The sequence below is a fragment of the uncultured Roseobacter sp. genome (assembly GCF_947492555.1).
Lineage (GTDB): Bacteria > Pseudomonadota > Alphaproteobacteria > Rhodobacterales > Rhodobacteraceae > Roseobacter.
In genome coordinates, this window is sequence record NZ_CANLNE010000001.1 from 857748 (window position 1) to 871088 (window position 13341).

Annotated in this window: 15 protein-coding genes; 8 read left to right on the top strand and 7 right to left on the bottom strand. The window is 60.5% G+C overall.

Annotated elements, in window-relative coordinates; translation table 11 throughout:
• Nucleotides 1-73 precede the first annotated feature (73 nt).
• Genes Q1A07_RS04135 through Q1A07_RS04145 form a run of 3 tightly spaced genes read left to right on the top strand, consistent with a single transcriptional unit; the run spans nucleotide 74 to nucleotide 2519 of the window.
• Complete coding sequence (locus tag Q1A07_RS04135; protein ID WP_299778066.1) at nucleotides 74-1006, top strand: bifunctional riboflavin kinase/FAD synthetase; 933 nt, start codon at nucleotides 74-76, stop codon at nucleotides 1004-1006.
• Nucleotides 1003-1473: a YcgN family cysteine cluster protein gene (locus tag Q1A07_RS04140; protein WP_299778068.1), complete on the top strand. Its 471-nt coding sequence runs from the start codon at nucleotides 1003-1005 to the stop codon at nucleotides 1471-1473. Before Q1A07_RS04135 ends, Q1A07_RS04140 begins: the two co-directional genes overlap by 4 nt.
• Entirely contained in the window at nucleotides 1473-2519 is a 1047-nt protein-coding gene (locus Q1A07_RS04145) for a low specificity L-threonine aldolase (RefSeq protein ID WP_299778070.1), read from the top strand. The genes Q1A07_RS04140 and Q1A07_RS04145 overlap by 1 nt, the downstream gene beginning before the upstream one ends.
• Here Q1A07_RS04145 and Q1A07_RS04150 read toward each other — a convergent pair.
• Nucleotides 2496-3290, bottom strand: coding sequence for an alpha/beta hydrolase (locus tag Q1A07_RS04150; protein ID WP_299778072.1), 795 nt, complete (start codon nucleotides 3288-3290; stop codon nucleotides 2496-2498). The genes Q1A07_RS04145 and Q1A07_RS04150 overlap by 24 nt on opposite strands.
• Nucleotides 3287-3886, bottom strand: a complete 600-nt coding sequence (locus Q1A07_RS04155; RefSeq protein ID WP_299778074.1) for a 2-hydroxychromene-2-carboxylate isomerase — start codon at nucleotides 3884-3886, stop codon at nucleotides 3287-3289. Before Q1A07_RS04155 ends, Q1A07_RS04150 begins: the two co-directional genes overlap by 4 nt.
• Before the next feature lie 116 nt (nucleotides 3887-4002).
• On the opposite strand from Q1A07_RS04155, the gene Q1A07_RS04160 reads away from it, so the two are divergent.
• The 5 genes from Q1A07_RS04160 to Q1A07_RS04180 all read left to right on the top strand — a co-directional run bounded on the left by Q1A07_RS04160 (nucleotide 4003) and on the right by Q1A07_RS04180 (nucleotide 8379).
• On the top strand, nucleotides 4003-5022 hold the full coding sequence (locus tag Q1A07_RS04160; protein WP_299778076.1) for a ribose-phosphate pyrophosphokinase: 1020 nt from the start codon (nucleotides 4003-4005) through the stop codon (nucleotides 5020-5022).
• 117 nt (nucleotides 5023-5139) lie between these two features.
• Nucleotides 5140-5286, top strand: coding sequence for a hypothetical protein (locus tag Q1A07_RS04165; RefSeq protein ID WP_299778078.1), 147 nt, complete (start codon nucleotides 5140-5142; stop codon nucleotides 5284-5286).
• Between the two features lie 120 nt (nucleotides 5287-5406).
• On the top strand, nucleotides 5407-6585 hold the full coding sequence (locus Q1A07_RS04170; protein ID WP_299779155.1) for a PQQ-dependent sugar dehydrogenase: 1179 nt from the start codon (nucleotides 5407-5409) through the stop codon (nucleotides 6583-6585).
• 17 nt (nucleotides 6586-6602) lie between these two features.
• Entirely contained in the window at nucleotides 6603-7157 is a 555-nt protein-coding gene (locus tag Q1A07_RS04175; RefSeq protein ID WP_299779157.1) for a c-type cytochrome, read from the top strand.
• A 304-nt stretch (nucleotides 7158-7461) separates the two neighbouring features.
• The gene (locus Q1A07_RS04180; protein WP_299778080.1) at nucleotides 7462-8379 is read left to right on the top strand and encodes a LysR family transcriptional regulator; all 918 of its coding nucleotides are present in this window, start codon (nucleotides 7462-7464) and stop codon (nucleotides 8377-8379) included.
• Between the two features lie 20 nt (nucleotides 8380-8399).
• Here the strand turns inward: Q1A07_RS04180 and Q1A07_RS04185 are convergent, their stop codons facing one another.
• The 5 genes from Q1A07_RS04185 to Q1A07_RS04205 are packed head-to-tail and all read right to left on the bottom strand — an operon-like array spanning nucleotide 8400 to nucleotide 13258.
• Nucleotides 8400-8816, bottom strand: a complete 417-nt coding sequence (locus Q1A07_RS04185; protein ID WP_299778082.1) for a F0F1 ATP synthase subunit epsilon — start codon at nucleotides 8814-8816, stop codon at nucleotides 8400-8402.
• A 10-nt stretch (nucleotides 8817-8826) separates the two neighbouring features.
• Complete coding sequence (gene atpD, locus Q1A07_RS04190; RefSeq protein ID WP_299778084.1) at nucleotides 8827-10251, bottom strand: F0F1 ATP synthase subunit beta; 1425 nt, start codon at nucleotides 10249-10251, stop codon at nucleotides 8827-8829.
• 20 nt (nucleotides 10252-10271) lie between these two features.
• Complete coding sequence (locus tag Q1A07_RS04195) at nucleotides 10272-11147, bottom strand: F0F1 ATP synthase subunit gamma (RefSeq protein WP_299778086.1); 876 nt, start codon at nucleotides 11145-11147, stop codon at nucleotides 10272-10274.
• Between the two features lie 11 nt (nucleotides 11148-11158).
• Nucleotides 11159-12697, bottom strand: coding sequence for a F0F1 ATP synthase subunit alpha (gene atpA, locus Q1A07_RS04200; protein WP_299778088.1), 1539 nt, complete (start codon nucleotides 12695-12697; stop codon nucleotides 11159-11161).
• Entirely contained in the window at nucleotides 12698-13258 is a 561-nt protein-coding gene (locus Q1A07_RS04205) for a F0F1 ATP synthase subunit delta (protein WP_299778089.1), read from the bottom strand.
• Nucleotides 13259-13341: the final 83 nt, after the last annotated feature.

A 13341-nucleotide genomic window follows, 5' to 3' on the forward strand; every position in this document is an offset into this window, starting at 1 on the left:
TTGCACCCGTCTGACCCGCTCGGATCGTAAGCGCGCGCTTGCGTGTCCTGCGCGTGACGGCTAGGCAAGACGGATGAAGATCATCCGAGACTACCAGTTTGTCGCTCCTGAAAACCGTGGGGCCAGCGCCGCGATTGGCAATTTTGACGGCGTGCATCTGGGGCACCAGTCGGTGATTGATCTGGCACGCAGTGCGGAGCCCGCTGCACCGCTGGGCATCGTCACTTTTGAGCCGCATCCACGCAGTTTCTTTGCACCCGACGCGCCGCCCTTCCGGCTCATGGGCCCCGAAGCGCGTGCAAGCCGATTGGAAAAGCTCGGCGTGCAACGGCTCTATGAACTGAATTTCAACGCCGCCCTCGCGGCTCTCTCGCCGGAAGAGTTCGCCCGCAAGGTCATTTCCGATGGGTTTGGCCTGCGCCATGTGATCGTGGGCGCCGATTTCTGCTTTGGCAAAGGGCGTGCCGGGACGGCTGAGCATCTGCAAGCGTTTGGACAGGAAATGGGGTTCGGCGTCACCATCGCCCCCCTGATTGCGCATTCGGATCATACGGTTTCCTCCACCGCGATCCGCACGGCGCTGAGCGATGGCAATCCCCGGCTGGCGGCAAAGATGCTGGGGCACTGGCACCGGATCGAGGGGCCGGTGATCGGCGGCGAACAGCGCGGACGGGAATTGGGATATCCGACCGCCAACATGTCGATCGACGGGCTTCACCCGCCTGCCTTCGGCGTCTATGCGGTGCTTGTGGACGTGCTCGAAGGACCGCATCAGGGCAGCTACCACGGCGTCGCCTCCATGGGCGTGCGGCCGATGTTCGGCGAAAATCGACCCAATCTGGAAACCTTCATCTTCGACTTCAAGGGGGATCTTTACGGCACCCCCCTCTCCGTCGGCCTGGTCGAGCATCTGCGCCCGGAAGAAAAATTTGACGGTCTGGAGGCGCTGATCGCCCAGATGGACGCCGACAGCGCAAGGGCGCGCAACATATTGAGCGCGCTGTGAGTGACCCGATTGACCGCAGCGGGTTGAAGGACCGGTTCTGGGAACGCAAACCGCTTGCGAAGATGACCCAGAAGGAGTGGGAATCGCTTTGCGACGGCTGCGGGAAATGCTGTCTGAACAAGCTTGAGGATGAGGAAAGCGGCGCGGTTGCCCTGACCCGCATCGCCTGCCGTCTGCTGGACGATTCCACCTGTCGCTGCGCCCACTACGACAACCGGCACCAGTTCGTGCCGGATTGCATTGTGCTCAAGCCCGACAATCTGGACACACATGCCTATTGGATGCCCGAAACCTGTGCCTACCGTCTGCTGTGGCAAGGTGATCCCCTGCCCGACTGGCACCCGCTGATCAGTGGCACCGCGCAATCGGTGCATGACGCGGGCGTGTCGGTTCAGGGGTGGACGCTGAGCGAGTTCGATATCCCCGAAGACGAATGGGAAGAGCATATTATAGAGGAACCTGTCTGATGTTTTTCGCTTCTGACAACGCAGGCCCCGCCCATCCGAAGGTGATGCAACGCGTCCTTGCGGCCAATGAAGGCTACGCAATGCCCTATGGGGCTGATGTGCTCATGGATGACGTGCGCACCGGCATCCGCACCCTTTTCGAGGCGCCGGAGGCAGCGGTCTATCTGGTCGCAACCGGAACGGCGGCGAATGCCCTCGCTCTGGCCTGCTACAGCCAACCCTGGCAGACGGTTTTCTGCACAGACGTCGCGCATATTCAGGAAGACGAGTGCAACGCGCCCGAATTCTACAGCGGGGGCGCCAAGCTGAGCCTTGTGCCGGGCGGCGACAAGATGACCCCCGAGGCGCTGCAGGCGCGTATTACAGCCGAAGAAGTGCGCGGCGTACACGGACCACAACGCGGTCCCGTCTCCATCACGCAGGTGACCGAACGCGGCAGCGTGTACACATTGGACGAATTGCGCGCCCTGACAGCCGTGGCGAAATTCTTCGATCTGCCGGTACATCTGGACGGCGCGCGGTTTGCCAATGCGTTGGTTGCTCTGGGCTGTTCGGCGGCTAACATGACATGGAAAGCTGGTGTCGATGTGGTCAGTTTCGGCGGCACCAAGAACGGCTGTCTCGGCGTGGAAGCCGTTGTCTTTTTCGACCCGTCCAAGGCCTGGGAATTCGAACTGAGACGCAAACGCGGCGCGCATCTTTTCTCAAAGCACCGGTATCTCTCGGCGCAGATGGTGGGCTATCTGGAAGACGACACCTGGCTAACGACCGCCCGGGCCGCCAATGAAAACGCCACGCGTCTGGCGCAGGGCCTCCGCGACAGGGGGGCGGAGTTCCTGCACGAACCGCAAGCCAACATGATCTTTGCCCGGTTCCCGCGGCGCATCCATCAACGGCTGCATGACGCGGGAGCGCATTACTACATCTGGGAAGGTGCGCTGGCGGGAGACGACCCGGAGGAAATGCTGGCCGCACGTCTGGTCTGTGACTGGTCGATCAGCGCAGAACAGATCGACCTGTTCCTAAGCCATTTCGACCAGCTTTAGGATTTCACCTGCTACTGCCTGCGGATGAGTAATGGGCGCCATGTGTCCGGCACCCGTGATCCAGGCCCGTCTGGCATTTGGCATCCTCGCCGCCAGACTTTTGTTGACCGTGTCGATGATGTCAGCCGTCTGATCTCCCTGGATCAGCAGGGTTGGCATCGCGACCTTGTCCAGAGCACCGGGGACCATGATCCGGGCATTGTCCTCTATAATGGCATCGGCCTGCCTTGGCACGATGTGCATCCGGTCCGCCATATAGCGGCGCGTCCCGTCAGGAATATCGTCCCATTTCGTGCCGTCACCCCAGAACCGGTTGAAAAGCCGCGCTGCCCTCGTGGTGTCCCCTTGCGCCAGCGCGGAAAAATAGGGCGCCGCCTCGACTTCATGCGCAGCCATCGCCCCGGGTGCATCCGCCCTGGCAGCCGCAAAAAATACCGGCTCGATCAAAGTCAGACTGCGTACCAGATGCGGGTATTCAACCGCAACTCTCAACGCGACCGTTGCCCCGAAAGAATGGCCGATGACATCCACAGGGTCAGAAAGATGCGCCAGTGCAGCATCTCTGCATTGCGCGTGCAAATCGCGTTGCGGGTCACAGTCGTCGCTCTTGCCATGACTGGGCAGATCAATCGCGGTGAGCGTAAAGTGGTCTTCCAATGCCGCACCCAAAGCGCGCCAGGCGCCTGAATGCGCAAGCGTGCAATGGATCGCCAGAGCCGCTCTGCTCCCATGCCCGAACGTCCGGGCATGGGTCCTGGGCGCTGGGGTCATATCCTACCGGCGAGATGCGCATCCAGGTCATCGATCCGGTCCTGTCCCCAGAACCGCTGACCGCTGTCCGTGATATAGAAAGGTGATCCAAAGACGCCGCGCTCAACAGCTTCTTCCAGGTTGGCCGCATAGGTTTCCGCGCCCTCCAGCAACCCGCTGTCGGCAAGCGTCGGATCAAAGCCAGCCTCCTCCAGACAGGCGCGCACGACCGCGTCTTCGGCGATATCCTTGTCTTCCGCCCAGACAGCCCGGCAGATCGCGAACATCAGCTTGCCCAGATCGCCCCCTCCGGCATTTTGCGCGGCGATGAAAGCATAGGACGACGGCGCACCGTTGGTCGGCCAATGCGCAGGCTTCAAATTGAACGGCATGTTCAGCTTCTTGGCCTGACGCACCAATTCCTGTGCCCGGTATTCCACACGGCTGAAATGCCGGTCCTTGGGCGACGTCCCCCCTGTCCGCGGGAACAATGCCATGATGTCAAAGGGCTTATAGGTCAGTGTTGCCCCGTGCTTTGCGGCAACTTCCTCGGCCCTATTCCCGGCCAGGTAGGCATAGGGGGAGAGCGTAGAGAAAAAGAGGTCGATATGCGCCATTTTGAGGCTCCTGACAGGTGTGAGGTTCTTTGCCGATTGGTAAGGCCGTGTTAGGTGAAGTCAACATCACGAATCTGTCACAAACTTCCCCCGCTGCTCTTCAGGAAATGTTCAATATGCCCCAAGTCCAAGAACCAAAACTGATCGCTGGCAATGCCAATATGCCCTTGGCCAACGCCATCGCGCGGCGCATGTCGATGCATCGAGGCAAGCAGGTCGGGCTGGTGGACGCGCGGGTCGAACGGTTCAACGACGGGGAGATTTTTGTTGAGGTTTTCGAGAACGTGCGCGGTGAGGACATGTTCATCCTGCAATCGACCTCGAACCCGGCCAACGACAACCTGATGGAACTGCTGATCATGGCCGATGCGCTGCGCCGGTCCTCAGCAGCGCGGGTCACCGCGGTGTTGCCCTATTTCGGCTACGCCCGGCAGGATCGCCGGACCAAGGCGCGTACGCCGATCACCGCCAAGCTGGTCGCCAACATGCTGGTGGGCACGGGCATCGAGCGGGTATTAACGATGGACCTGCATGCCGCTCAGATTCAAGGGTTTTTCGATATTCCGGTGGACAACCTCTATGCCTCGCCGATTTTTGCGCTGGACATCCGAACGACGTTCAAAAAGCGCATGGGCGAGTTGATGATCGTCTCGCCTGATGTCGGCGGTGTGGCGCGTGCGCGCGAGTTGGCCAAGCGGATCAACTCCCCCCTCGCGATTGTGGATAAACGCCGTGAGAAACCCGGTGAGGTTGCGGAAATGACAGTAATCGGGAACGTGAAGGGGAAAACCTGCCTGATCGTGGATGATATGTGTGACACGGCCGGCACGCTCTGCAAGGCGGCCGAAGTTCTGATCGAAAACGGGGCCAAGGAAGTGCACTCCTACATCACGCACGGCATTATGTCCGGCCCGGCGGTGGAGCGGGTGACCAACTCGGTGATGAAATCGCTGGTCATCACGGATTCCATTGCCCCCACCGAGGCCATCCAGAAGGCTCCGAACATCCGCGTCGTGCCCACCGCGCCGGTGTTTGCCCAGGCGATCCTGAACATCTGGAGCGGCACGTCCGTCTCCTCGCTCTTCGAGGCGGAGACGCTCAGCCCGATCTACGACGGAACCTACGCAGCGGAGTAATCCGGCTGCCTTGGCACCCTCGCAGGCAGTGCTATTTCAAATAATCGACACGGAAGCGATCCCCGGTGCGGTGCCGGTTTCCGGCGTCTTCCAAATCCTTGTCGAAGGACTGCGCATATGAGGGCACCGATCCCCACCCTTCCTGTCCATCTGAAAGGGATCGAAGTCATCAGCTTTCCGACCCCCTACACCCACACGCGGCGGTTGTTGACAGAATTTGGCTTTGTTGATGTTATGGCCGGACGGCAGTCGAAAGAGGATTAAACCTACTGAGAGAGGCATCTGAAACATAAAATCTGGGAGGAATTCATGACACTGATTAATGTGGCCGTAGGTGCCGCGCTCGGCGCGGTAATCGCCGGTAACGCCGCTGCTCAGGATAACATGGACAAGTTATCCAACATGCAGCGCACCGATGCGACCTTCACAATGATCGATCAATCCGGAGATCGAGCAGAAGCACTCAGTAACATCATCCCCCATATCAACGTGCCAGATGGGTTCGAGGTGAGCCTCTATGCGGTTGTGCCGGACGCGCGTTCGATGGCGGTGGCGCCGCAAGGCACGGTAACCTTCGTGGGTACGCGCAAGGACAAGGTCTGGTCCGTAGTGGACCGTGACCGCAACCGCGTGGCGGATGAGGTCAAGGATTTCGCACCGTCGATCACCTTCGACATTCCGAATGGGCCGTGCTTTTCAAAGGATGGCTTTCTCTTCATTGCCGAGCGTAACAGGGTGTTGAATTTCCCGGCAGCTGAATTCTTCTTTGAAGGGCCTGACCCGGCGGTCGCCGTTGTGGTCGCGCAGGGCGACCTGGTGCCGACAGAGGAAGAGAGCTTCAACCACACCGCGCGGGTCTGTGACGTGGGCCCGGACGGCAAGCTCTATATCTCACTCGGCCAGCCCCACAATGTGCAGCCCGCGGAGAAGGTCGAGATGTACGACAAGATCGGCATCGGCGGCATTATCCGCATCAACACTGACGGCACGGATCGCGAGGTCTATACGCGTGGCGTGCGCAACTCCGTGGGCCAGGATTTCCATCCCGAGACGGGCGAGCTGTGGTGGACCGACAACCAGGTCGATGGCATGGGCGATGACATTCCGCCCGGTGAGTTGAACCGACAGACCGAAGCGGGTCAGCACTTTGGCTTTCCCTGGACCAATTCGCGCGTCGAGATCATGTCCGAGAGTGAGCATCCACGTCCCGAAGGCGTCACTTTCATTGAACCGCAGCTGGAGCTGACCGCGCATGCGGCGGATCTGGGCATGAAGTTCTACGAGGGCAACAGCTTCCCCGACGCCTACCAGGGCGGTATTTTCTGGGCGCAGCACGGGTCGTGGAACCGTACCACGCCGGTGGGTGCGCGGGTGATGTTCACGGCGCTTGATCCCGAAACCGGCGATGCGGTCGAAGCGCAGGTCTTCGCGGATGGCTGGCTGAACGAGGAGACTGGAGAGTATCGCGGGCGGCCGATGGACATCGCCTTCCTGAAAGACGGCTCGATGCTGGTCTCAGATGACTTCGCGGGTGCGATCTGGCGCATCGCCTACACCCGGTGAAGCTGTTTCACATGATCATGTCCGGCGCGCTTTTGTGCGCCGGCCCCATGGCCGCCGAGATCGTGGGAGACCGCGATGCGGGCCGCAAGATCTCGGGCCAATGTCGCACCTGTCACGGCGCGGATGGATTCGCCACGATCCCGATTGCGCCGCATATCGGCGGTGAGCCCGAGAGCTATCTGCGGGACCAGCTCACCGCCTTTCGCGACGGCACGCGTGAACACGAGATGATGACCATCGTCGCCGCCAACCTCAGCGACCAACAGATCGCCGATCTCGCGGCCTGGTACGGCGGGCATGAGGCGCGGGCGGAGCTGACGGCCGACCCCGCGGAGGCGCCCGCGCTCTGCGTGGCCTGTCACGGGGCGGACGGCATGCATCTGGCCGACGATGTGCCGAACCTTGCCGGCGAGACCAATATCTACATCGACACCCAGCTCAAGGCCTTCCGCTCCGGGCAGCGGCAGCACGAGGTGATGAGCGGGATTGCCGCGGATCTCAGCAACGCAGAGATCCGGGCTTATGCGGATTGGTACGCGGCGGTGAAACTTTACATCGACACGGTCGAATAGCGCTTCACCGCCATGCCCGCCACAGTCAAACCGCTCGGGGTTCAGTGCCGGACGCGCCCGTCTGAACGTGCCCACCGTCCTGTTCTATGACCTGCTCGGCGCTCCATCTCGGCCATCAAACCATTCACCTCAGGATAGTCGCGGCGGCTATTCCAGGTCCGCTGCAGGGTTGCAATTCTGATCGTATCTGAAAGTATGGTGAACATGTTGTTCTCCTCGTACATCTGCGTAGGTCAATGATACATGCGCGATGCGACGTGAAGCAAAGCAATATGGTTTTATATATGTAAGTTGAGCTATCATTATGGACTGGCATGACATCCCTTCGCTCGCAGCGCTGCGGGCTTTTGAAGCGGCCGCCCGGCACGAGAGCCTGAGTGCCGCCGCGCGTGAGCTGAACGTCACGCATGCGGCGGTGGCCCAGCATGTGCGCGCGCTGGAACAGGATTTCGCCGAAGACTTGCTCACGCGGCAGGGGCGCGGGGTCGCGGCCACAGCGGCCGGGCGGGCGTTGGCAGAGCAGCTTGGCGACGGCTTCCAGACGATTGCAGAGGCGGTCGCGGATTTGCGGGATCGCAACGCGGACCGACCTGTGAACATCACCGTGACGCCCGGTTTTGCCGGCAGCTGGCTGATGCCACGCATCGGAGAATTCTGGTCCAAGCACCCGGAGATCCAGGTAAACATCAACCCCAGCTGCTCGGTTGTGGACCTGCGGCAGGAGGGCTTCGATCTGGGTGTGCGCTATGGTGCAGGGTCCTGGCCGAAGCTGGAGGCAGAACTGCTCACCGAAGCGGCGTATTGGGCTGTGGCCCATCCTGATCTGGTGGCCGGACGTGCAGTGCGTAGCCTGCATGATCTGACCGACCTGCCTTGGGTGATGGACAGCTATGAACGTGAGCAGCACCGGGTGGTGGAAGGTGAAGGAATTGATCTCGCGGTACTGGATGTAACATTGCTGAACACCAATGAGCTGGCGTTGTCAGCGGCGCTTGCCGGACTGGGAGTAACCGTGCAACCGCAGTCGATTGTAGAGCGTGACATCCGCTCCGGGCAGCTTGTGAAGCTTATGGCGCTGCGCGACAACGGCTTGGGTTATCACATGGTGACGGTGCCTGGGCGGAGCTCGCCCAATCTGCGGATCTTTATGGCGTGGCTGCGCAGGACAGCGCGGGAGGACAGGGAGAACGAAAAAGCCCCCGGCGGAGCGGGGGCTTCTTGACGGTTAGAATGAGACGCCAGTCAGATGCGTATATGATCGCCGACAGCCACCATATCGGCGAGCAGCTTGGCCGCGTCGTCGACAGGGCCAGGCTCGTTGACAAAGGTCTCCTTGGCATGTGCCAACGCCTCTTCAGCCTCTTTAATCAACGCTGCCATGTCGTCCGCCGTCACCTCGGCCTTCGGCATGGCGCGTTCGGCCAGCACCGTGACACCAGCTGCCGTGATTTCGGCAAAACCGCCGGTGACCACGTATTCAGAGGTGCCATCCGGACCTTCAGTGCTCAGCACGCCGGGGCGCAGGGTGGTGATCGTGGGCGCGTGGCCCGCCATCGCCGTCATGTCGCCGTCAGCGCCTGGAATCTGCACCGCAGTGACGGCGGCGGATGCCAACCGCCGCTCGGGTGAGACCAGATCAAATTGTGTCGTGTCTGCCATTCAGACCTCCTTAGGCGGCGTCAGCCGCCATTTTTTCGGCTTTGGCTTTCACTTCTTCGATGCCGCCCACCATGTAGAATGCACCTTCGGGCAGGTGGTCGTATTCACCGGCCACAACCGCCTTGAAGCTCTCGATGGTCTCGGTCAGAGGCACCTGCACGCCGTCGGAACCAGTGAAGACCTTTGCCACGTCGAAGGGCTGGCTGAGGAAACGCTGGATTTTCCGGGCACGGGCCACGGTCAGCTTGTCCTCTTCGCTGAGTTCGTCCATGCCGAGGATCGCGATGATGTCCTGCAGCGACTTGTAACGTTGCAGGATACCCTGAACGTCGCGCGCTACCTGATAATGCTCCTCGCCCACAACCGCCGGGTCCATCAGACGCGATGTGGAATCGAGCGGGTCCACCGCCGGGTAGATACCCAGTTCGGAGATCGCACGGCTGAGAACCGTTGTCGCATCGAGGTGCGCAAAGGATGTCGCAGGCGCGGGGTCGGTAAGGTCGTCCGCAGGCACGTAGACCGCTTGCACCGAGGTGATCGAACCCGCTTTGGTCGAGGTGATGCGCTCCTGCATCTGGCCCATGTCGGTGGCCAGCGTCGGCTGATAGCCCACAGCAGATGGGATACGGCCCAGAAGGGCAGACACTTCGGAGCCCGCCTGGGTAAAGCGGAAGATATTGTCCACGAAGAACAGAACGTCTGTCCCGGACTGGTCGCGGAACTGCTCGGCCAGGGTCAGGCCGGTCAGGGCCACACGCATCCGCGCGCCGGGAGGCTCGTTCATCTGACCGTAGACCAGGGCCACCTGGCTGTTCTCGAGGTTTTCGGGGTCGATCACGTTGGATTCGATCATCTCGTGGTAAAGGTCGTTGCCCTCACGCGTCCGCTCGCCCACACCGGCAAACACGGAGAAGCCCGAGTGCACCTTGGCGATGTTGTTGATCAATTCCATGATGAGAACGGTTTTACCCACGCCCGCGCCGCCGAAGAGGCCGATTTTACCGCCCTTCGCATAAGGGGCCAGCAGGTCGATCACCTTGATGCCGGTTTCCAACACTTCCGATGTGGTCGACTGTTCGGCAAACTCCGGCGCGTCCTGGTGGATGGAGCGTTTTTCATCGGCGTTCACCGGACCTTTTTCGTCCACGGGTTCGCCCACGACGTTCATGATGCGGCCCAGCGTGGCATTGCCCACGGGGATCGAGATTGGACCGTCCGTGTCGGTCACGGCTTGACCGCGTACCAGACCCTCTGTCGCGTCCATCGCAATGGCACGCACGGTATTCTCACCAAGATGCTGCGCCACTTCGAGCACGAGGCGGTTGCCGTTGTTGTCTGTTTCCAGCGCGTTGAGAATCTCCGGCAGGTGATCCTCGAATTGGACATCGACGACCGCGCCGATGACCTGGGTTACTTTTCCGACTGCATTTGCCATGTCGTTTCTCCGGTTTGTTCTTACAGCGCTTCTGCGCCGGAAATGATTTCGATCAGCTCGTTGGTGATGACGGCCTGACGCGAGCGGTTGAATTCGATGGTCAGCTTGTCGATCATCTCGCCTGCGTTCCGCGTCGCGTTATCCATCGCGGACATCCGCGCGCCTTGCTCGGACGCACCGTTCTCCAAGAGCCCTGCAAAGATTTGCGTGGCCACGCCGCGCGGCAGCAGGTCGGCCAGAATGGCCTCTTCGGACGGCTCGTAATCAAAGAGCGTGGAAGGCTCAGACCCTTCCTCTTCCTCGAATGTGGCCGGGATGATCTGCTGCGCGGTCGGGATCTGGCTGACGACGTTCACGAACTTCGAATAAAAGAGCGTGGCCACATCGAATTCACCCGCATCGAAACGTGCGAGCACATCCTTGGCAATACCCTGCGCGTCCGCGTATCCGACGCGTTTGACTTCGGTCAGATCTACGTGATCAATGTAAAGCGATCCGAAGTCGCGCTTGAGTTGATCGCGACCTTTCTTGCCGACGGTGAGGATTTTTACCTCTTTGCCTTCGGCCAGAAGCTTTTGAGCGTGGCTACGGGCCAGTTTTGCGATGTTCGAGTTAAAGCCGCCGCAGAGGCCGCGCTCGGAGGTCATCACGATCAGCAACTGTACCTTGTCACTGCCGGTACCCGACAGCAATTTGGGTGCAGAATCCGATCCGCCCACCGATGCCGCCAACCCTGCCATCACGGCGTTGAACCGTTCCGTATAGGGGCGCGACTGTTCGGCAGCCTCCTGTGCACGGCGCAGCTTTGCAGCTGCCACCATTTGCATCGCCTTGGTGATCTTGCGGGTCGATTTGACCGACTCGATCCTGTTTTTAAGGTCCTTAAGACTGGGCATGGGCCTACCTCTTAAGCGAAATCAGCGGCGAATTCGTCGAGAGCCGATTTGATGCTGTCTGCCAGATCGTCTTTCACCTTACGGTCGTTGTTGGTGATGTCGTCGAGCAGGTCCTGATGCTTGGCCCGCAGATGCGCCAGCATGCCCGCCTCGAAACGACCCACCTCTTTCACGTCGACCTTGTCGAGGTAGCCGTTTGTCCCTGCGAAGATCACGCAGACGATTTCGGCGTTGGTCAGCGGCGAATACTGCGGCTGCTTCATCAGCTCGGTCAGGCGCGCGCCGCGGGCCAGCAGCTGCTGGGTGGAGGCGTCGAGGTCGGAGCCGAACTGCGCGAAGGCCGCCATTTCGCGGTACTGCGCGAGGGACAGTTTCACAGGACCCGCGACCGAAGACATCGCCTTGGTTTGTGCGGACGATCCAACGCGGGACACCGACAGACCGGTGTTCACAGCTGGGCGGATCCCCTGGTAGAAGAGTTCAGTTTCGAGGAAGATCTGACCGTCGGTGATCGAAATCACGTTGGTCGGAATAAAGGCCGAAACGTCACCACCTTGGGTTTCAATGATCGGCAGGGCTGTCAGCGAGCCGTTGCCCGCATCATCGCCCAGCTTCGCGGAGCGTTCAAGCAAACGGGAGTGGAGATAGAAAACGTCACCCGGATAGGCTTCACGACCCGGCGGGCGGCGCAGCAGCAGCGACATCTGGCGATAGGACACGGCCTGTTTGGAAAGGTCATCATAGATGATCAGCGCGTGGCGACCGTTGTCGCGGAAGTGCTCAGCCATCGCAGTCGCGGCGTAGGGCGCCAGGAACTGCATCGGCGCCGGTTCGGAGGCTGTCGCGGCGACGACGATGGAATACTCAATCGCGCCGGTTTCTTCGAGCTTCTTCACCAGCTGCGCCACGGTGGAGCGCTTCTGGCCGACGGCAACATAGACGCAGTAGAGCTTCTTGCTCTCGTCGTCGCCCGCGCCGTCGTTATAGGATTTCTGGTTCAGGATCGCGTCGAGCGCCACGGCGGTTTTGCCGGTCTGACGGTCCCCGATGATCAGCTCGCGCTGGCCACGGCCAATTGGGATCATCGAGTCGACGGCCTTAAGGCCAGTCGCCATCGGTTCGTGCACCGATTTACGGGGAATGATGCCCGGCGCTTTCACGTCCGCCACCGAGGAGGTCTTGGCGTTGATCGGGCCTTTGCCGTCGATCGGATTGCCCAGCCCGTCCACAACACGGCCCAACAGCTCGTCACCGGTCGGCACGGACACGATGGAGTTGGTGCGCTTGACGGTGTCACCTTCTTTAATGTCGCGGTCGGAGCCGAAGATCACGACACCCACGTTGTCGGATTCGAGGTTCAGCGCCATGCCCTGAATGCCGCCGGGAAATTCGACCATTTCACCGGCCTGCACGTTGTCCAGACCGTAGACGCGCGCGATGCCGTCGCCGACGGAGAGCACGCGGCCCACTTCGGCAACTTCGGCTTCCTGACCGAAGTTCTTGATCTGGTCCTTCAGGATCGCAGAAATCTCTGCTGCTTGGATACCCATTTATCCGACCTCTTTCATTGCATTCTGGAGGGAATTCAGTTTCGCGCGGATCGAGGTATCAACCATGCGCGAACCAACTTTAACAATAAGACCGCCGATGAGGCTTTCATCCACGGTCGCATTGAGTGTTACGGTTTTGCCTGTGGAGGCCTTCAGTGTCTTGGCCAGCTTTTCAGCCTGCGTTTTCGTCAGCGCCTTGGCGGACACCACCTCGGCGGTCACCTCGCCCTTCTCGGCGGCAATGATGTCCCGCAGGGTTTTGACCAGTTGCGGCAGCACGAAGAGACGGCGCTTCTGCGCCATCAGCGCCAGTGTGTTGGCCAGCGTATCCGAAAGATCCATCTTCTTCGCGATGGCGGCAATCGCAGTGCCCTGTTCGTCGCGCGAATAGATCGGCGACTGGATCAAGGCACGGAAATCATCGCTGTCTGCAAGGGCAGACTGCAGCGCATCAAGATCAGTTTCGAGAAATTTTAGAGCTTTGCCGTCCTTGGCAATCTCGTAGACTGCCGTGGCATAGCGCTCGGCAATACTTGTGGAAATCGAAGCTGGTTCTGACACGTCCACCCTTCCGATGTTCTGGCCCCGGATATGCGAAAAAATCGCGTCACCGAGAGTGTTGGCGCGGCTTGAATTAACTCAAG